The organism is Streptomyces sp. NPDC056160, from assembly GCF_042268205.1.
Taxonomy (GTDB): Bacteria; Actinomycetota; Actinomycetes; order Streptomycetales; family Streptomycetaceae; genus Streptomyces.
Genome location: NZ_JBHJUW010000069.1, coordinates 1 through 17,257 on the forward strand (window position 1 = coordinate 1; position 17,257 = coordinate 17,257).

Consider the following 17,257-nt stretch of genomic DNA (forward strand, 5'->3'; position numbering starts at 1 on the left):
GGGAGCAGCTCACCAGGTCCGTCTACCTGGTGATGCTGCTGGCCTGCTCGGGGCTGTCGGCGTGGGCCGGTGGCGACGACGCCCCGGCGGACACGGGTCCGGGGGAGTGGGCCGGCCGTCCGGCAGGCGTTGACAAGCTTGGTTAATGACATTAGCTTTTGGCTAACGAGGTTAGCCAAGGAGGGCGTCATGACCGAGTACCTGGCCGTCGACGGCGGCACGATCGCTTACGAGGTGGCGGGCTCCGGCCCGCTGGTCGTCCTCGCGCACGGCATGGGCGACAGCCGAGCCGCCTACCGCGCCTTGATCCCGCCCCTGGCCGCCGCGGGCCACCGGGTCGCCGCGGTCGATCTGCGCGGCTGCGGCGAGTCCGGCACCGCCTTCCAGGACTGGAGCCGCACCGCCATCGCCGGCGACCTGCTCGCCGTCGTCCGCCACCTGGGCGGCCCGGCCGTGCTCGTCGGCCACTCGATCTCCGGCGGCGCCGCCACCATCGCCGCCGTCCGGGAACCCTCACTGGTCACCGGCGTCGTCGAACTGGCGCCCTTCACCCGCAAGCAGTCGATCCGCCTCGGCGACCTGCGGGTGAAACGGTTCCGGCAGGGCATGCTGCGACTGCTCGGCGCGGGCGTGTTCGGCAGCGTGCCGCTGTGGCGCTCCTACCTCGACATCGCCTACCCCGGAGTCAAGCCGGCCGACTGGGCCGAGCGGCTCGGCCGCTTCGAGACCCTGCTGCGCGAGCCGGGCCGGATGAAGGCCATGCAGGGCATGGGCCGCACCGACCCCGCCGACGCGGGAGCGCACCTGGGCGAGGTCCGCCGTCCGGTCCTGGTCGTGATGGGCACCCTCGACCCCGACTGGGCCGACCCGCACGCCGAGGGCTCCGCGATCGTCGACGCCCTGCCCGCCGGCATCGGCCGCCTGGAGATGATCGAAGGCGCCGGGCACTACCCGCACGACCAGTTCCCCGACCAGGTGCTCTCGCTCGTGCTCGCCTTCCTCGGGACGGAGGCGGCCCGTGCCTAGGGCCGGACTGGACCCGGCGGCCGTCGTCGCGGCCGGCGCCGCCGTCGCCGACGAGGTGGGCCTCGCCCGCCTGACCATGGGCCTGCTGGCCGAACGGCTCGGCGTACGCACGCCCTCCCTCTACAAGCACGTCGGCGGCCAGGAGGACCTCAACCGGCGGATCGCCGCCCTGGCGCTCGGCCAGGCCGCCGACGCCGTCGGCAGCGCGGTCCAGGGCCGCGCGGGCCGCGACGCCCTGGCCGCCGCGGCACGCGCCTTCCGCGCCTTCGTCCTGGAGCACCCCGGCCGGTACGCCGCGACGATCGGCGTGGAACCGTCCGGCCCGGACGATCCCCTGGCCGCCTCCGGCCAAAGGCTGCTCGACGCGTTCATGGCGGTCCTGCGCGGCTACACCGTCGCGGAGTCCGACGTGGACCACGCCCTGCGCATGCTCCGCAGCCTCTGCCACGGCTTCGCCACCCTGCAGTCGGCGGGCGGCTTCCAGTGGAGCGCCGACGTCGACGAGAGCTTCGAGTGGCTGATCGCCTTCGCCGACCGGGGCCTGCGCGCGCTCTGAGGCGGCCGCTTCCCGCCGCGCGCCGGCCCGCGCGGGTGGCTAGCGTGAGGAGGCGGACGAGCCACCGACCGGAAGAGGGCCGCAGCCATGGCGGTACGACCTGAGGGAACCCCCTGCTGGGCCGACGCGATGTTCACCGACGTCGAGCAGGCCAAGACCTTCTACGGCGAGGTCCTCGGCTGGACCTTCGGCGAGTCGTCCTCGGAGTACGGCAACTACACCGAGGCCTACGTGGACGGCAGGGCGGTGGCGGCCGTCGTACCGCCGATGCCCGGGCAGGAGGGGCAGTCCCAGTGGTGCCTGTACTTCGCCTCGCCCGACGCGGCGGCCACCGCGCACCGCATCCGCGACCACGGCGGCGAGGTGCTCATGGAGCCGATGCGGGTCGGCGACTTCGGCACCATGTGCCTGGCGCGCGAGCCAAGCGGCGCCGTGTTCGGCGTGTGGCAGGGCGGCACCCACGAAGGGTTCGAGGTCACCGGGGTCCCCGGCGCCTACTGCTGGGCCGAACTCCTCACCCGCGAGCCCGGCACGGCGGACACCTTCCTCACCTCGGTCTTCGGCTACACCGCCAAGCAGCTCCAGGACGACGCCATCGACTTCCGCACGTTCGACCTCGGCGACGACACGGTGCTCGGCCGGATGCGCATGACCGGCGACTTCCCGCCCGAGGTGCCCTCGTACCTCAACGTGTACTTCATGGTGGCCGACTGCGACGCCGCGGCCGCCGCCGCCACCCGCCTGGGCGGCGTGGTGCGCTACGGCCCGGCGGACAGCCCCTTCGGCCGGACGGCGGTGCTCGGCGACCCGCAGGGCGCCCACTTCTCCGTGATCGACATCACCACCACGAAGGGGGAGAAACCGCAGGTCGAGGACGTCTCGTAGGGGTCCGTCGGGCGAGGGCACGGGCACCGGCCGGGCCGTGGCATCATCGAGCCCATGCGTGAACGAGTGGTGGCCGCCTGCGACGGGGCCTCGAAGGGGAATCCGGGTCCGGCGGGCTGGGCGTGGGTGGTCTCGGACGACACCGGGACCGCGGCCCGCTGGGAGGCCGGTGCCCTCGGCACCGCCACCAACAACGTCGCCGAGCTGACCGCCCTGGAACGGCTCCTCTCGGCGACCGACCCGGACACACCGCTCGAGGTCCGCATGGACTCCCAGTACGCGATGAAGGCCGTCACCACCTGGCTGCCGGGCTGGAAGCGCAACGGCTGGAAGACGGCCGCGGGCAAACCCGTGGCCAACCAGGAACTCGTCGTGCGGATCGACGAACTGCTCGACGGCCGCTGCGTCGACTTCCGCTACGTCCCCGCCCACCAGGTGGACGGCGACCCGCTCAACGACTTCGCCGACCGCGCCGCCAGCCAGGCCGCCCGCGTGCAGGAACCGGCCGGCAGCGCACTCGGCTCACCGGAACCCCCGTCCTCGCCCGACACCCCCAAGGCCGCCGCGCCGCGCCGCAAGGCCCCCCGCCGCTCCGGCGCCACCGCCTCCTCCGCCTCCTCGCGCACGATCAAGGCGAAGTTCCCCGGCCGCTGCCTGTGCGGTCGCTCCTACGCCGCCGGCGAGTCCATCGCCAAGAACGCCCAGGGCTGGGGCCACCCGGAGTGCCGCACGGCCGAGGCCTGACCGGCCCGGGCCCACGTCGTGGGACAGGCCTGTCCCACGACGAGCGGGAGCACGGGCGGGAGTGTCGGTGACGGTGCGTGGCGAGAGACTTACTTTCTGTTACCCTTCGTTGCCCATCGACCACTCTCGGTAGCCTCAGGGGTGTACGTGAAGGTCGCCTGCGTCGGCGGCGGGCCCGCCGGCCTGTACCTCTCCATCCTGCTCAAGCGGCAGGACCCGTCCCACGACATCACCGTCCACGAACGCAACCCCGAGGGCTCGACCTACGGCTGGGGCGTCACGTACTGGCAGGGGCTGCTCGACCTGCTGCACACCCACGACCCCGAGTCGGCGGCTGCCGTGCGGGCGCACTCCGTCCGCTGGCGCGACGGCGTCGCCCGCGTCGGAGACCTGACGACCCGTCACCGCGGCGATGAGGGCTTCGGCATCGGCAGGCACCGGCTCCTGGAGATCCTCGCCGACCGGGCCCGCGCCCTGGGCGTACGGGTGGAGTTCGAGAGCGAGGTCACCGCCGACGACCTGCCCGCCGCCGACCTCGTGGTCGCCGCGGACGGCGTGCACAGCGCGCTGCGCACCCGGCACGCCGCGCACTTCGGCACCCGCACCCACCTCGGCCGCAACCGCTACCTCTGGCTCGGCACCACGAAGGTCTTCGACGCCTTCACCTTCGCCTTCGTCGAGACCGGCCACGGCTGGATCTGGTGCTACGGCTACGCGTACGACGACGCGCACAGCACCTGCGTCGTCGAGTGCTCCGCCCGGACCTTCACCGGCCTGGGGCTCGACCGGCTCGACGAGGCCGGCACGTCGGCCCTGCTGGAGAAGGTCTTCGCCGGGGTGCTCGACGGACATCCGCTCATCGGCCGCACGGCGGGCGCGGGCAGCGCGCCGTGGCTCACCTTCCGCACCCTCACGAACCGCACCTGGTACCGCGACGGCCTGGTCCTGCTCGGCGACGCCGCCCACACCACGCACTACTCGGTCGGTGCCGGCACCACCCTCGCGCTGGAGGACGCGATCTGCCTGGCCGGCGCCCTGCGCGCACACGCCGGCCTCGGGCCGGCCCTCGCCGCCTACGAGCGTGAACGCCGCTTCGCCCTGCTGCCCGTCCAGAGCGCGGCCCGGCACAGCGCCCAGTGGTACGAGAACCTGCCCCGCTACATCCACCTGCCCCCGCACCGCATGTTCGCGCTGCTCGGCCAGCGCCACTCACCGCTGCTGCCCCACGTCCCGCCGCAGCTCTACTACGGCATCGACAAGGCGGCCGGCCGGCTCGCGGTGGCGCGACGGCTGAAGCGGTGGCTCGGACCAAGGGTCGCCCGGACGGTGCAGGCCCGCTCACAGGCGCGCTGAACCACACGCCCGCTGAACCCCTCGGTCCGCCGTGCCGCCGTGCCGCTGTCCGCCTGCGCGGGCCGCGCGAACGCCGTTCCGGCGGGCGCCGGGTGACAGACTGACGGCATGAACGAACGTGAATTCGGCAGGTCCGGCCAGCACGCCTCGGTCGTCGGCCTCGGCACCTGGCAACTGGGCGCCGACTGGGGCGAGGTCGACGACAAGGAAGCCCTCGCCGTACTGGAGGCCGCCGCCGAGGCGGGCGTGACCTTCTTCGACACCGCGGACGTCTACGGCGACGGGCGCAGCGAGCAGACCATCGCCACCTTCCTCAGCAGCCGCCCCGACCTGCACGTGCTCGTCGCGACCAAGATGGGCCGGCGCGTCGAGCAGATCCCCGAGCACTACGTCCTGGACAACTTCCGTGCCTGGAACGACCGCTCCCGCCGCAACCTCGGCGTCGACCGCATCGACCTCGTGCAGCTGCACTGCCCGCCGACGTCCGTGTACTCCACGGACGCGGTCTTCGACGCGCTCGACACCCTCGTCGAGGAGGAGCGGATCGCCGCCTACGGCGTCAGTGTGGAGACCTGCGCCGAGGCGCTGACGGCGATCGCCCGGCCGAACGTGGCCGGCGTGCAGATCATCCTCAATCCGTTCCGCATGAAGCCGCTGCGCGAGGTGCTGCCCGCCGCGCGGGAGGCGGGCGTCGGCATCATCGCGCGGGTGCCGCTCGCCTCCGGCCTGCTCTCGGGCAAATACACCAAGGACACCGTCTTCCCGGCCGACGACCACCGCACCTACAACCGGCACGGAGAGGCGTTCGACCAGGGCGAGACCTTCTCCGGCGTGGACTTCGCCACCGGAGTGGAGGCCGCGGCCGAGTTCGCCGCGCTCGCCCCCGAGGGCTGCACCCCGGCCCAGCTCGCCCTGCGCTGGATCATCCAGCAGCCCGGCGTCACCACCGTCATCCCGGGCGCACGCTCGGCGCGGCAGGCCCGCGCCAACGCCGCCGTCGGCAAGCTGCCGCCGCTGCCCGAGGAGACGGTGGCCGCGATCCGCGACCTCTACGAGCGGCGGATCAAGGACCAGGTGGAGAGCCGCTGGTAGACGCGCCGGCCGCCCACCGCCGTCCGGGCGCCCGGCGTGCCGGACCGTGCGGCAGGTTTCCCGCCCTGCGGGGAAGACGCGGGGGGAGCCCGGCCCGCCGAGGGGCTGGGCCACGGGTCCGGGAGGCGGTGCGATGGCGACGGAGCGGGCGGCGGAGGAACGGCGGCGCCGGGGACGCGACGAGACACAGGAGGAGCGGGCCGACCGTATGTGGGTGGAGCTGATCCAGGAGGTGCGGGTCGCCCAGACCGGGGTCCAGATCCTCTTCGGTTTCCTGCTCACCGTGGTGTTCCAGCCCAAGTACGCGACGCTCGCCCCCGCCGACCGCACCATCTACGTCGTGACGGTCGTCCTGGGCGCCGCCGCGACCGGCGCGCTCATCGGCCCCGTCTCCCTGCACCGCCTGGTCTCCGGGCGCCGGGTCAAGCCCCAGGCGGTCCGCTGGGCGTCCCGGATGACCTTCGTCGGCCTGGTGCTGCTGCTGGCCACCATGACCGCCTCGCTGCTGCTCGTCCTCCGGGTGGCCACGCACGACGGGCTGGTGCCGTGGCTGGTCGCGCCGGTCGTCGGCTGGTACCTGCTGTGCTGGTTCGTGCTGCCGCTGTGGGCCAGGCGCCGCCACACGTCCCGCTGAGCGCCGGCCCGCCCCGCGGCCTCGGTGAGCGCGCCGGGCGGCTCAGCCGAAGGCGTCCCGCAGCGCCGGCAGCAGGGCCTTCGCCGACCAGTCCAGGAAAGGCTCCTGCGACCGGCCGCCGATCTGGACCAGCGCGACCTCCGTGAACCCGGCCTCCGCGTAGGGACGTACGGCCTCCACGAACGCCTCCGGATCGTCGCCGCACGGGATCGACTCGGCGACGTCGTCCCGGGTGACGAACTGGGTCGCCGCGTCGAACGAGTCCGGGTGCGGCAGCTCGGAGTTGACCTTCCAGCCGCTGCCGAACCAGCGGAACTGCTCGTGCGCGCGCCCGATCGCCGCGTCCCGGTCGGTGTCGTAGCAGACGGGCAGTTGCCCCACCCGGGGTTTGCCCTCGCCGCCGTGCCGGTCGAAGGCCTCCAGCAGCCCCGCCTTCGGCTCGGTGGCGATGACCAGGTCGGCGAGGTGCCCGGCGAGCCTGCAGGACTGCTCGCCGGAGACCGCGATGCCGATGGGCGGCGGCTCGTCCGGCAGGTCCCACAGCCGGGCCGACTCCACGTCGAAGTGCGCGCCGTGCCGGGTGACATGCCCGCCCTGGAACAGCGCCCGGATGATCTCGACGGCCTCTTCGAGACGCTCGTGGCGCACGTCCACCGAGGGCCAGCCGCCGCCCACCACATGCTCGTTGAGGTTCTCGCCCGACCCCAGTCCGAGCCGGAACCTGCCCTGCGCCAGCAACTGCACCGTCGCCGCCTTCTGCGCCACGACCGCCGGGTGGTAGCGGAAGGTCGGGCAGGTCACGTACGTCATCAGCGGGATCCGCGAGGTCGCCTGAGCCGCCGCCCCCAGCACGCTCCACGCGTACGGCGCGTGACCCTGCGCACGCAGCCACGGGAAGTAGTGGTCCGAGATGACCGAGAAGTCGAAGCCGACCTCCTCGGCCCGCACCACGTGGTCCACCAGCTCACGCGGACCGGCCTGCTCGGTCATCATCGTGTATCCGATTTGCACCATGGTGGCCGAGTCCCCGGCCGGCGCCCCCGGAAACGGCCCTATCGGTGCAGCCCGAACCGGTCCGCCCACTGCGCGATGTCACTGGCCGACGCGTTGCCGCCGCACACCACCAGCCCCAGCCGCGCGTCGGCGCCGACCCGCTCCCGCACCAGGTGGGCGGCCGGCAGCAGACAGCCGGCCGCGGGCTCCGTCCACACCTTGGCGTGCTCGGCGAGGTCGAGCACGCCCTGGACGGCGGCCCGGTCCGGGACCACGAGCACCTCCTCGACCAGGTCGCGGGCGTGCTCGTACGTCAGCTGCGACACCGAGGGGGCGCTCAGCGTGGTGACGATCGAGGAGAGGCCGACCGGCACCGGCCCGCCCGCCGCGAGCGCCTGCGACATGGCCTGGGCGCCCTCGGTCTCCACACCCCACACCCGCACCCCGGGGCGGAGCGCGCGCAGCGCCGCGGCGACGCCCGCGATCAGCCCGCCGCCCCCGACGCTCACCAGCACGTCCGTGAGCGGACCGGCGTCCTGGGCGAACTCCAGTCCCACGGTGCCCTGCCCCGCGATCACGACCGGGTCGTCGAAAGGATGGACGAGGGTGAGCCCCTCGTCGCGCAGCCGCGCCGCCGTCGCGAAGGCCTCGTCCATGCCGTCGGTCAGATGCAGCGACGCGCCCGTCTCCTCCGCGATCCTCAGGGACCGGGCCGGTGCCGTGCGGGGCATGACGACGGTGGCCTTCACCTGGAGGGCGGCGGCCATCACCGCGAGCGCGATGCCGTGGTTGCCGCCGCTGACCGCCACCACGCCCGCCGCCCGCTCCGTCTCGTCGAGCGAGAGCAGCTTCGCCGTCGCGCCGCGCGCCTTGAACGAGCCGGTGCGCTGGAGCAGCTCCAGTTTCGCGGTCACCGGGATGCCGAGCAGCGCGGACAGGCCGGGGCTCGGCACGGTCGGAGTGCGCACGAGATGACCGGCGATCCGTTCGGCCGTGGTTTCGATCTGCGAGATGCCGATCAAGGCGGTTCATCCTCCCGGCGCGGGGCGGGAATCCGCGCCACCCCGAGCCTCACCCGTCGGTGCCCCGCAGGTCAACACGTGTCCGGCGGTTCGGTGCTCAGTGCTGCTGGGCCTTGTGCGGGGTCGCCTCGCTGGGGCGGACGACGACGTGGCCCTCGCCCTGGAGCATCAGCTGCACCGCCTCGCCGGAGCCGCCGCGCAGCATCGAGCCGATGGACTGCGAGCGGTGCAGCGACGTCTGCAGGCGGGTGGTCCAGCCGACGACCGCGTCCGTGTCGACGTAGACCGGCTGGTCGGGGGTGACCGGTATGACCAGCGGGTTGCCCTCGCACGCCAGGCCGAGCCTGCCCTGCCCGGTGAAGACGCTGTTGAACAGGCCGCCACCCGCGATGCCCGACCCCTTGACCGTCTTGATCTCGTACGACAACGAGGCGTCGAAGCACAGGACGTTGCGCCCGTTGACGGTGAACTCGTCGCCCGGGTCGAGCTGGACGATGAAGCAGTTCTGCGCCTCGTGGGCGAACCAGGCCTCGCCCTGTCCGCGCACCGACATCAGCGCCAGTCCCTCCCCGGTGACCGCGCGCTTGAGCATGCCGCCCACGCCCTGGCCCTTGCGTTCGAACTGGAGGCTGCCGCGCCAGGCCACCATGGCGCCCTGGCGGGCCAGCATCTCGCCGTTCACCACGTATCTGACGCACTTGGCGTTCTCGACGTACATGCCCGGTGCGGTCGCGGGCCGCACCACGTGCTCACTGGAAAAGAGATCACCCTTCATGGGGGCATCCTGGCCCGGAAGGACTGATTCCGCCAAGATCGCGGGCCGGCTCACCGCGCGAGGTCGTGCACCGGGGCCGTCCGCGGCGGCGGGGTGGCGGGGCGCGCGGCGGCCTTCCTGCCGCAGAACGCGGCCTCCAGGGTGGCCAGCATCGTCTCGTGCACCGCGCCGTTGTTGGAGGTGTTGGCGACCGCGGCCAGGCTGCGCAGTCCGCCCTTGCTGGTGAAGGCGTAGGTGTAGAAGCCCTGCACCGTCCCGGTGTGCCCGTACACCGAGATCCCGCAGGACAGGTCGCGGCGGCGCAGTCCGAGCCCGTAGGCCTGGGCGGTGCCCGCGGGGTTCCAGCGTTCCATCTCGGTCAGCTGGGCGGCGGGCAGCAGCCGGCCGCCCAGCAGCGCGGAGAAGAAGGTGTTCAGGTCGCGGGTGGAGGAGATGAGCGCGCCCGCGCTCTGCGCCCACGACGCCGTCTGGTCGGTGGCGTCCACCAGGGCGCCCTTCGCCTCGTCCGGCGTGAGGTAGCCGTGGGCGTGGCGGCCGGGGATCTGCGTGTCGGGGTGGACGTAGAAGGTGTCGCTCAGTTTCAGGGGCTTGATGATGCGGTTCTCGTACTCGGTGCGCACCGGGTGGCCCGTCAGCTTCTCGACGAGCAGGCCGGCGACGACGTAGTTGGTGTTGGAGTAGGCGTAGGCGGCGCCGGGCGCGTGGGTGCGCGGGTGGCGCAGGGACCGGTCCAGCAGCTGGCGGTAGGTGAAGACCTGGGTGCGCACGGCCTCGAAGCCCGGGACCGTGGCGGCGAAGAGGTCCTCGGTGTAGTCGTACAGGCCGCTGCGGTGGCCCAGCACGTGGCGCACCGTGATCCGGTCGTCGGGCAGCAGCCCCGGCAGGTAGTGGTCGACGGAGGTGTCGAGCCGCACCCGGCCCTCGGCGGCCAGTTGCAGCAGGACGACGGCGGTGAACGTCTTGGTGACGCTGCCGATGCGGAAGCGGTCGGCGGTGTCCATCGCCCGCGCGTCACCGCGGTCGGCACTGCCCTCGGTCGCCTGGTGGACGGTGGCGTGGTCGTCGTAGGCCGTGCGGTGGTCGTCGACCCGGGCCATCGCACCGGGCGCGCCCCGGGTGAGCGCGGTGCGCAGGAGGCCGTCCAGCGCCGCGGTGTCCGGGGCGGGCAGTGCGTGGGCCGCCGGGGCACCGCGGGCCGGGAGCGCGGGGGCGGCGGGGGCCGGGAGCGCGGGGGTGTCCGGCGCCGGCGTCCTCGGGGCGCCGTCCGCCGCCCGCGCCGGCCCGGTGAGCAGGGTCAGTACCAGCGATCCGAGCACCGCGCTCGTGCACGTCGTGCGTGAGGCCATACGTGTCCGCTCCCGTCTCCGTCTCCGCCGGCGTGGGGGCCGTTGCGAGATTGATCACATTCGATCGAGGCAACCATCTCGTATCGCGTCACATCTCCCCGTACGACACACAGTTGGTCACTCACCGATCACTCGTTGATCACCGAGTGGGACTGGATTGGCAAAGGATTGCCCTGGGCGGCACGGAATGGATCATTCGTGCTTTACATGTGCATGGCTTGCCCACAAGGGTTTCTTTCCGGGGCCCGACCGGCCCTCATGGCGCAACCGCGCCATGCGTCGGGGCGGTTGGTGAGCCCGGCCGCCTTCACCACCGAAGGAACCCTCAAGAGTGCACAGACCCCACATACGCAACGTGGCGGTCGCCGTCGCCGCGACGACGGCCGTCACGGGCCTGGCCGGCCCGGCAGTGGCCGCCCCCGCCAAGGGGCCGGGCCGCACGGTGTCGGCCGCCAGCACCTCCACCGCCACGGTGGTGAGTGCCGCCCGCGCCGCCGCCTTCGCCCACGCGTCGGCGACCGGCGTCGTCCAGGGGGACGAACTGCGCGCCCAGGACGTGATGATCGACCCCGAGGGCGCCCGTCACGTCCGCTTCGTCCGCGCCCACCGGGGCATGACGGTGCTCGGCGGCGACCTCGTCGTCCACCTGAACCGGAACCTGGCGTACACCGGTGTCACCCGGGCCTCCGACCGGACGGTCGAGCCCGCCACCACCCGCGCCGCGGTGACGCCCGCGCAGGCCGCCGCCAAGGCCGCCTCCACGGCCAAGGGCGAGGCGGGCACCGCCCAGCTCGTGGTGGACGCCCGCGGCGGCGCCCCGGCGCTCGCCTACCAGGTCCACGTCACCGACAGCGCCACCACCGAGGGAGCCCGCTCGCGGACGGTCGTCATCGACGCCGTCACCGGCAAGGTGCGCAGCAACACACCCGACAGCGACGAGTTCCTGTCGCCGAAGCTGCGCGCCACCCTGAGCCGCCAGAGCGGAACCCTGCCGACGAGGGGCAGCGTCCCGCCGCCCGGCTCGCTCGACTCGCTCGGCCGCACCTCCCTCTCCTCCGGCCGCTACCCGCGCACCACCACGGGCAGCGGCGCGTCCCTGTTCGTCGGCCCGGTCGCCCTGACCACCACGCAGACGGCCCGGACCGGCTTCGTGCTGGCCGACCCCACGCGCTACGGCACGGAGACCCGGGACGCCAGGAACCAGCTGCAGGAGAGCTTCGCGCGCGGCACGAAGATCACCAGCACGAACAACAAGTGGGGCAACGGCGCCGTCTCCAACCGCGTCACCGCCGCCGTCGACGCCCAGTACGGCATCAGCAAGACGCTGGACTTCTACAAGAAGACCTTCGGCCGCAAGGGCATCGAGAACAACTCCAAGGGCGCCAAGGCCATGGTGCACTTCGGCAACGGGATCGCGAACGCGTTCTGGGACCCGACGTGCGACTGCATGCTGTACGGCGACGGCGACGGCCAGATGTTCAAGAAGCCGCTCGTCGCCCTCGACGTCACCGGCCACGAACTGACCCACGGAGTCGTGGACTCCACCGCCCGGCTGGAGCCCACCCGGGTGGACGCCGCCGGCAACCAGTACGGCGAACCGGGGTCGCTGAACGAGTCGCTCGCCGACATCTTCGGCTCCAACGTCGAGTTCTTCGCCGACAACCCGAAGAACCCGCCGAACTACCTCCTCGGCGAGAAGCTGGGCCTGGCGCAGAAGTTCCTGCGCCGCCTCGACCACCCCTCCCTCGACACCCTCGAGGGCGCGATCGACTACTGGTCGCCGTCGGTGTACTACACCGAGGTGCATGCCGGTTCCGGGGTTTCCTCGCACGCGTACTACCTGCTCGCGGAGGGCAGCGGCCGCAAGACGATCGGCGGCGTGGCCTACGACTCGCCGACCTACGGCGGACTGTCGGTGCGCGGCATCGGCCGCACCAAGGCCACCGCGATCTTCTACCGGGCGCTGACCCGCTACATGGTCTCCACGACCGACTTCCACGACGCGCGCGTCGCGACGCTGCAGGCGGCCAAGGACCTCTACGGCGCGAACAGCACCGAGTACCGCACGGTGGACTCGGCCTGGGCGGCGGTCAACGTCACCGCCGCCAACACCCCGGCGGCCCGTCCCTGACGGACCCCCGGACCCGTGACCTGGATGCCCCGCTCCCGGCGGGGCATCCTGCGTCCCGCGGGGCCCCGCCGGCCGCCGCTCAGCGCAGGGTCCGCGCCCAGTCGTGCGGGACCCGTCCCGCCGGGCCCGGAACCGGCTGGCCGGCCGGGTGGGCGGCCGGGGGCGCCAGCGGCGGACCGGAGTCGTACAGCTCCTCCGTCGCGAAGTTCCAGAACCACTCCTCGCCCGGCTCGTAGCTGCGGATCACCGGATGCCCCGTGGCCCGGTAGTGGGCGCCGGCGTGCTTGCCGGGGGAGTCGTCGCAGCAGCCGACGTGCCCGCACAGCGCACAGCGCCGCAGGTGGAACCACCAGCCGCCGGCCGCCTCGCACTCGACGCAGCCCGGCCCGCTCGGCGCCGCGGCCGGGTCGATGAAGCCGTCCACGCGGTCGTCGTCGCTCATACCGTCTCCTCGGGGATGGGACCCAGTGCCGTGCCGTCGCCGTCCGTCGCGGTCAGCGGCAGCAGGACCTTGAAGCGCGTGTCGCCCGGCACCGACTCCACCGCGAGGCTGCCGTGGTGCTTGTTGACCACGATCCGCCAGGAGATGTCCAGCCCGAGGCCGGTGCCCTGGCCCACCGGTTTGGTGGTGAAGAACGGGTCGAAGATGCGGCCGCGGATCTCCGGCGGCACCCCGGGCCCGGTGTCCCGGAACTCGACCAGCAGCCGCTCGCCGTGGAGCGCCGTGCGCACCGTCAGGGTGCCCTCGCCGCCCGTGCCGTCCATGGCCGAGACCGCGTTGTCGATCAGGTTGGTCCACACCTGGTTCAGCTCGGCCGGGTAGGCCGGGATCCGCGGCAGCGTCCGGTCGTACTCCTTGACGACCTTGATCCGCGGGCCCGTCTTGCCCGACAGCATCAGCAGCGTGCTGTCGAGGAGTTCGTGCACGTCGGCGACCTGGTAGGGCGCCCGGTCCAGCTGCGAGTACTGCTTGGCGGCGTCGACGAGGCGGGAGACACGGGTGGTGGAGTCCGCGATCTCGTCCATCAGCAGCTCCGTCTCCACCGTGTAGTTGAGCCACCCCACGGCGCCGGGCAGGATGTCCTCGCCGACGGCCGCCGCCACCTGCTCCAGCCAGTCGACGTCCAGCCCGGCCTGCACGAACGCGGGCGCGAGCTGCCAGCCGTTGCCGACGCCGTGGTCGTCCAGCCAGTCGGTCAGGGCGTCCTCGCGGTCGCTGGCCTCCAGCGGACTGAGCGCGGGGGCCTTGGACACCCGCTCGGCCGTGCGCTCCTGGATGTCGATGAGGTCCGCCAACTGCTCGCGCGTGAAGGGCCCCTCCGCGATGACCGCGAGCTTGTGCCGCATCTTCGCCACCCGCTCGCGCAGCGTCGCCGTGGCCCGCACGGCCGCCGCGGCCGGGTTGTTCAGCTCGTGCGTGAGACCGGCGGACAACGAGCCCAGCGCCAGCAGCCGTTCGCGCTGCCCGATGGCCGCCTGGGTGTTCTTCGACCCGAAGAACAGCCCCTCCAGCAGGTGCACCGCCATCGGGAACCACTGCTGCATGATGCTCGCGAACGTGTCCGCGGGCAGCACGAAGAAGCGCGTCGGCTCCGTGACACGCATCGAGTTGGTGTACACCTGCCGCACCCGGTCGCCGATGTACGCCTGCATCGCGCCCGTGTACACCCCGCGCTGCGAGGTGCGGGCGACCTCCACGTCGTCGTCGCCGACCCGGCGGGAGAGCACGACCGTACCCTCGAGCATCACGAAGAAGCAGGTGGCCGGATCACCCTCGGTGTAGACCGGCCCCGGCTCGAACCGCTCCACCCGCCCGTCGCTGCACAGCCGGCCCAACTGCTCGGCCGACAGCTTCTCGAACAGGAACAGGGAGCCGATCTCCCGGGGGCTGCACGGCATCACGCGCCCGCTCACGACTGCTCCAGGTAGCGGTGGACCAGCATCACGGCCATGGCTCCCTCTCCGACGGCGGACGCGACCCGCTTGGCGGACTGGGCGCGGGCGTCGCCCGCCACGAACACGCCGGGCACATTGGTCTCCAGGTGGTACGGCGGCCGGTCCAGCTCCCAGCCCGCGGGCGGCCGGCCGTCGGCCGTGAGATCGGGCCCGGCCAGGATGAACCCGCCCTCGTCCCGCAGCACCGTGCCGTCCAGCCAGTCGGTCAGCGGCGCGGCGCCGATGAACACGAACACCCACTGCGCATCGACCTGTTCATCGCGCCCGCTCGCCAGGTCGCGCAGGGTGAGCCGCTCCAGGTGGTCCGTGCCGTGCGCGGCCTCCACGACCGTGCCCGTGCGCACCGAGATGTTCGGTGACTCCTCTATCTGCTGGATGAGGTAGTGCGACATCGACGCGGACAGCGAGGCCCCGCGCACCAGCAGCGTCACCGACTTGGCGCCCCGCGACAGGTACATCGCCGCCTGCCCGGCCGAGTTGGCGCCGCCCACGATGTACACGTCCTGACCGTGGCAGGCGGGCGCCTCGGTCAGCGCCGAACCGTAGAACACGCCGCAGCCCGTCAGGTCCTGCGCCCCGGCCGCCGGGAGCTGGCGGTAGGAGACCCCCGTCGCGAGGATCACGCTGTGCGCGGCGACCGCGGAGCCGTCGGAGAAGCGCACGGTGCGGGCCGCGCCGTTGACCTCCAGGCCGGTCACCTCCCGCGCGGTGAGGATCTCCGCGCCGAACTTCGCGGCCTGCCGGCGCGCCCGCTCCGTCAACTGGGCGCCGGAGACCCCGTCCGGGAAACCGAGGTAGTTCTCGATCCGGGAACTCTGCCCGGCCTGCCCGCCGGTCGCCGAACGTTCCACCAGGACCGTGCGCAGCCCCTCGGAGGCCCCGTACACGGCCGCGCCCAGCCCGGCCGGACCGCCGCCGATCACGACGAGGTCGTAGAAGTCGGCCGCCGGTGTGGTCGCCAGACCCACGTGGGCCGCGAGCTCCGGCGCCTCCGGCTCGACCAGCGGTGTGCCGTCCGGTGTGACCACCAGCGGCAGCCGCCGGCCGTCCTGCCCGGCCGCCCGCAGCAGCCGCTGCCCCTCGGGCTCGTCGGAGGAGTACCAGCGGTAGGGGACCTGGTTGCGGGCCAGGAACTCGCGGATCTGAGAGGACCGCGCCGACCAGCGGTGCCCCACGACCTTCGTGCTCGGCACCGGCCGGTGGTCGCTGTGCCGCCACGCCTGGATCAGGTCGTCCAGGACCGGGTACAGCTTCTCCTCGGGCGGGTCCCACGGCTTGAGCAGGTAGTGGTCCAGGTCGACGACGTTGATGGCGTCGATCGCCGCGGTGGTGTCCGCGTAGGCGGTCAGCAGCACCCGGCGCGCGCCCGGGTAGACGTCCAGGGCCTGTTCCAGGAACTCGATGCCGTTCATGTGCGGCATGCGGTAGTCGGCCAGGATCACCGCGACGAGGTCGCCGCGCAGCTTCAGCTCGCGCAGCGCGTCCAGCGCGGACTCGCCGGACTCCGCGCGCACGATCCGGTACGACTCGCCGTAGCGCCGTCGCAGATCACGGGCGACGGCACGGGAGACCCCCGGATCGTCGTCCACGGTCATGATGACGGTCCGCGCGGCTTCCGCGGCCTGTGGCATGTGTCTCCCACCCCGTGCGGTCGCGACGGGAGGCCCGGTGCCCCCCGTCTTCGAGCCCACTTGCGCCCATCGTAGGTGCGTCCGCCCTCCTTCGCCCGGGTGAGCGGACGGCACCCGCCCGCTCCGGGCCCGCCGCGCCGGCGGCCGACGGCGGTGGCCGGTGGCGGGCTCGCCCCGGCGGTGGGGAAGACTGGGGCCGACGAACGGCCCGCGACCCAGGGAGGCGGACGGCATGACACGGCCGATCACGGCAGGTGTGGACGGATCGCAGGAGAGCCTCGCCGCGCTGGCGTGGGCCGGACGGGAGGCCGAGCGCCGCGGAGCGCCGCTGCGCGTCGTGCACGCCTGGCGCTTCGAGACCCACGACGCCTTCGACCTCGGCGACCGCGACACGCAGGGGCAGCGGGTGCGCGAGGCGGTCGACGAGGCGGTGCGCGCCCTCACCGGCCGCCACCCCGGCCTGACCGTGACCACCGACGTCGTGGAGGACGGCACCGTCGAGGCGCTGACCTCCGCCGCGGCGGACGCCGAGGCCCTGGTGCTCGGCTCGCGCGGGCAGGGCGCCCTCGTCGGGTTCCTCGTCGGCTCCGTCGGCCAGCAGGTGATCGCCGAGGCCGTACGGCCCGTCGTCCTGGTGCGGGCCGGCGACGAACCCGCCGCCGAGGCCGCCGGACGGGAGGTCGTCGTCGGCCAGCACGGCAGCGCCGACGACAGCGCCGAGACCCTGCGGTTCGCCTTCGAGACGGCCGCCGCCCGCGGCGCCACCGTCCGGGCGGTACGCGCCTGGACGCTGCCGCCGGTCTTCGCCTACAGCCCCGGCTCCCTCAAACTGCTCGACGAGGCCGGCGGGCTGGAACCGTACGAGAAGAAGGGCCTGGCCGAGGCGCTGCGGCCGTGGCGGGAACGCTTCCCCGGCGTCCCCGTCGTCGAACAGGTTGAGATGGGCAGCGCCGGGCAGGTGCTGCTGGCCGCGGCCGGGCACGCCCAGCTCGTGGTCGTGGGGCGCCGCGCCCGCCGCACGGCGATGGGCGCCCGGATCGGCTCCGTCGCGCACGGCGTCCTGCACCACGCCGGGTGCCCCGTGGCCGTCGTCCCGCACGCCTGAGCGCCGGG

Annotated in this window: 16 protein-coding genes; 9 read left to right on the forward strand and 7 right to left on the reverse strand. The window is 73.2% G+C overall.

Going from position 1 to position 17,257, the window contains the following annotated elements:
* Positions 1-138 precede the first annotated feature (138 nt).
* The 7 genes from ACFC02_RS24230 to ACFC02_RS24260 all read left to right on the forward strand — a co-directional run bounded on the left by ACFC02_RS24230 (position 139) and on the right by ACFC02_RS24260 (position 6,290).
* A complete protein-coding gene (locus tag ACFC02_RS24230) occupies positions 139-1,026 on the forward strand; it encodes an alpha/beta fold hydrolase (RefSeq protein WP_376360978.1) in 888 nt (295 codons plus the stop codon).
* Positions 1,027-1,102: 76 nt separating this feature from the next.
* Positions 1,103-1,582, forward strand: coding sequence for a TetR-like C-terminal domain-containing protein (locus ACFC02_RS24235; protein ID WP_376361075.1), 480 nt, complete (start codon positions 1,103-1,105; stop codon positions 1,580-1,582).
* 87 nt (positions 1,583-1,669) lie between these two features.
* Positions 1,670-2,467 carry a VOC family protein gene (locus ACFC02_RS24240; RefSeq protein ID WP_376360981.1) on the forward strand — a complete coding sequence of 266 codons (798 nt, stop codon included), beginning with the start codon at positions 1,670-1,672 and terminating at the stop codon, positions 2,465-2,467.
* 42 nt (positions 2,468-2,509) lie between these two features.
* On the forward strand, positions 2,510-3,211 hold the full coding sequence (locus ACFC02_RS24245; protein WP_376361078.1) for a ribonuclease H: 702 nt from the start codon (positions 2,510-2,512) through the stop codon (positions 3,209-3,211).
* A 147-nt stretch (positions 3,212-3,358) separates the two neighbouring features.
* On the forward strand, positions 3,359-4,564 hold the full coding sequence (locus tag ACFC02_RS24250; protein WP_376360984.1) for an FAD-dependent monooxygenase: 1,206 nt from the start codon (positions 3,359-3,361) through the stop codon (positions 4,562-4,564).
* Between the two features lie 108 nt (positions 4,565-4,672).
* Complete coding sequence (locus ACFC02_RS24255; protein ID WP_376360987.1) at positions 4,673-5,656, forward strand: aldo/keto reductase; 984 nt, start codon at positions 4,673-4,675, stop codon at positions 5,654-5,656.
* A gap of 133 nt (positions 5,657-5,789) precedes the next feature.
* Entirely contained in the window at positions 5,790-6,290 is a 501-nt protein-coding gene (locus tag ACFC02_RS24260; RefSeq protein ID WP_376360990.1) for a DUF6328 family protein, read from the forward strand.
* A gap of 42 nt (positions 6,291-6,332) precedes the next feature.
* On the opposite strand, the gene ACFC02_RS24265 is transcribed toward ACFC02_RS24260, so the two are convergent.
* The 4 genes from ACFC02_RS24265 to ACFC02_RS24280 form a co-directional block, all read right to left on the reverse strand.
* Positions 6,333-7,304 (reverse strand): LLM class F420-dependent oxidoreductase, encoded by a 972-nt coding sequence (locus ACFC02_RS24265; protein ID WP_376360993.1) that lies wholly within the window; start codon positions 7,302-7,304, stop codon positions 6,333-6,335.
* 38 nt (positions 7,305-7,342) lie between these two features.
* Positions 7,343-8,305: a threonine/serine dehydratase gene (locus tag ACFC02_RS24270; RefSeq protein WP_376360996.1), complete on the reverse strand. Its 963-nt coding sequence runs from the start codon at positions 8,303-8,305 to the stop codon at positions 7,343-7,345.
* Positions 8,306-8,402: 97 nt separating this feature from the next.
* The gene (locus ACFC02_RS24275; RefSeq protein ID WP_376360999.1) at positions 8,403-9,080 is read right to left on the reverse strand and encodes an AIM24 family protein; all 678 of its coding nucleotides are present in this window, start codon (positions 9,078-9,080) and stop codon (positions 8,403-8,405) included.
* A 50-nt stretch (positions 9,081-9,130) separates the two neighbouring features.
* Entirely contained in the window at positions 9,131-10,426 is a 1,296-nt protein-coding gene (locus ACFC02_RS24280) for a serine hydrolase domain-containing protein (RefSeq protein ID WP_376361001.1), read from the reverse strand.
* A gap of 331 nt (positions 10,427-10,757) precedes the next feature.
* Between ACFC02_RS24280 and ACFC02_RS24285 the strand changes: the two genes are divergently transcribed.
* Positions 10,758-12,557, forward strand: a complete 1,800-nt coding sequence (locus ACFC02_RS24285; protein ID WP_376361004.1) for a M4 family metallopeptidase — start codon at positions 10,758-10,760, stop codon at positions 12,555-12,557.
* A 79-nt stretch (positions 12,558-12,636) separates the two neighbouring features.
* Here ACFC02_RS24285 and ACFC02_RS24290 read toward each other — a convergent pair whose 3' ends face one another.
* Genes ACFC02_RS24290 through ACFC02_RS24300 form a run of 3 tightly spaced genes read right to left on the reverse strand, consistent with a single transcriptional unit; the run spans position 12,637 to position 16,144 of the window.
* Entirely contained in the window at positions 12,637-12,999 is a 363-nt protein-coding gene (locus tag ACFC02_RS24290; protein ID WP_376361007.1) for a UBP-type zinc finger domain-containing protein, read from the reverse strand.
* Positions 12,996-14,471 carry an ATP-binding protein gene (locus tag ACFC02_RS24295; RefSeq protein ID WP_376361010.1) on the reverse strand — a complete coding sequence of 492 codons (1,476 nt, stop codon included), beginning with the start codon at positions 14,469-14,471 and terminating at the stop codon, positions 12,996-12,998. The genes ACFC02_RS24290 and ACFC02_RS24295 overlap by 4 nt, the downstream gene beginning before the upstream one ends.
* Positions 14,468-16,144 (reverse strand): FAD-dependent oxidoreductase, encoded by a 1,677-nt coding sequence (locus tag ACFC02_RS24300; protein ID WP_376361013.1) that lies wholly within the window; start codon positions 16,142-16,144, stop codon positions 14,468-14,470. Before ACFC02_RS24300 ends, ACFC02_RS24295 begins: the two co-directional genes overlap by 4 nt.
* Before the next feature lie 232 nt (positions 16,145-16,376).
* Between ACFC02_RS24300 and ACFC02_RS24305 the strand changes: the two genes are divergently transcribed.
* Positions 16,377-17,249, forward strand: coding sequence for a universal stress protein (locus ACFC02_RS24305; RefSeq protein ID WP_376361016.1), 873 nt, complete (start codon positions 16,377-16,379; stop codon positions 17,247-17,249).
* Positions 17,250-17,257: the final 8 nt, after the last annotated feature.

Coding starts and splice junctions, on each gene's coding strand:
- ACFC02_RS24235 (WP_376361075.1), top strand. CDS start 1,103: ATGGGCCTGCTGGCCGAACGGCTCGGCGTACGCACGCCCTCCCTCTAC.
- ACFC02_RS24240 (WP_376360981.1), top strand. CDS start 1,670: ATGGCGGTACGACCTGAGGGAACCCCCTGCTGGGCCGACGCGATGTTC.
- ACFC02_RS24255 (WP_376360987.1), top strand. CDS start 4,673: ATGAACGAACGTGAATTCGGCAGGTCCGGCCAGCACGCCTCGGTCGTC.
- ACFC02_RS24260 (WP_376360990.1), top strand. CDS start 5,790: ATGGCGACGGAGCGGGCGGCGGAGGAACGGCGGCGCCGGGGACGCGAC.
- ACFC02_RS24265 (WP_376360993.1), bottom strand. CDS start 7,304: ATGGTGCAAATCGGATACACGATGATGACCGAGCAGGCCGGTCCGCGT.
- ACFC02_RS24275 (WP_376360999.1), bottom strand. CDS start 9,080: ATGAAGGGTGATCTCTTTTCCAGTGAGCACGTGGTGCGGCCCGCGACC.
- ACFC02_RS24280 (WP_376361001.1), bottom strand. CDS start 10,426: ATGGCCTCACGCACGACGTGCACGAGCGCGGTGCTCGGATCGCTGGTA.
- ACFC02_RS24290 (WP_376361007.1), bottom strand. CDS start 12,999: ATGAGCGACGACGACCGCGTGGACGGCTTCATCGACCCGGCCGCGGCG.
- ACFC02_RS24300 (WP_376361013.1), bottom strand. CDS start 16,144: ATGCCACAGGCCGCGGAAGCCGCGCGGACCGTCATCATGACCGTGGAC.
- ACFC02_RS24305 (WP_376361016.1), top strand. CDS start 16,377: ATGACACGGCCGATCACGGCAGGTGTGGACGGATCGCAGGAGAGCCTC.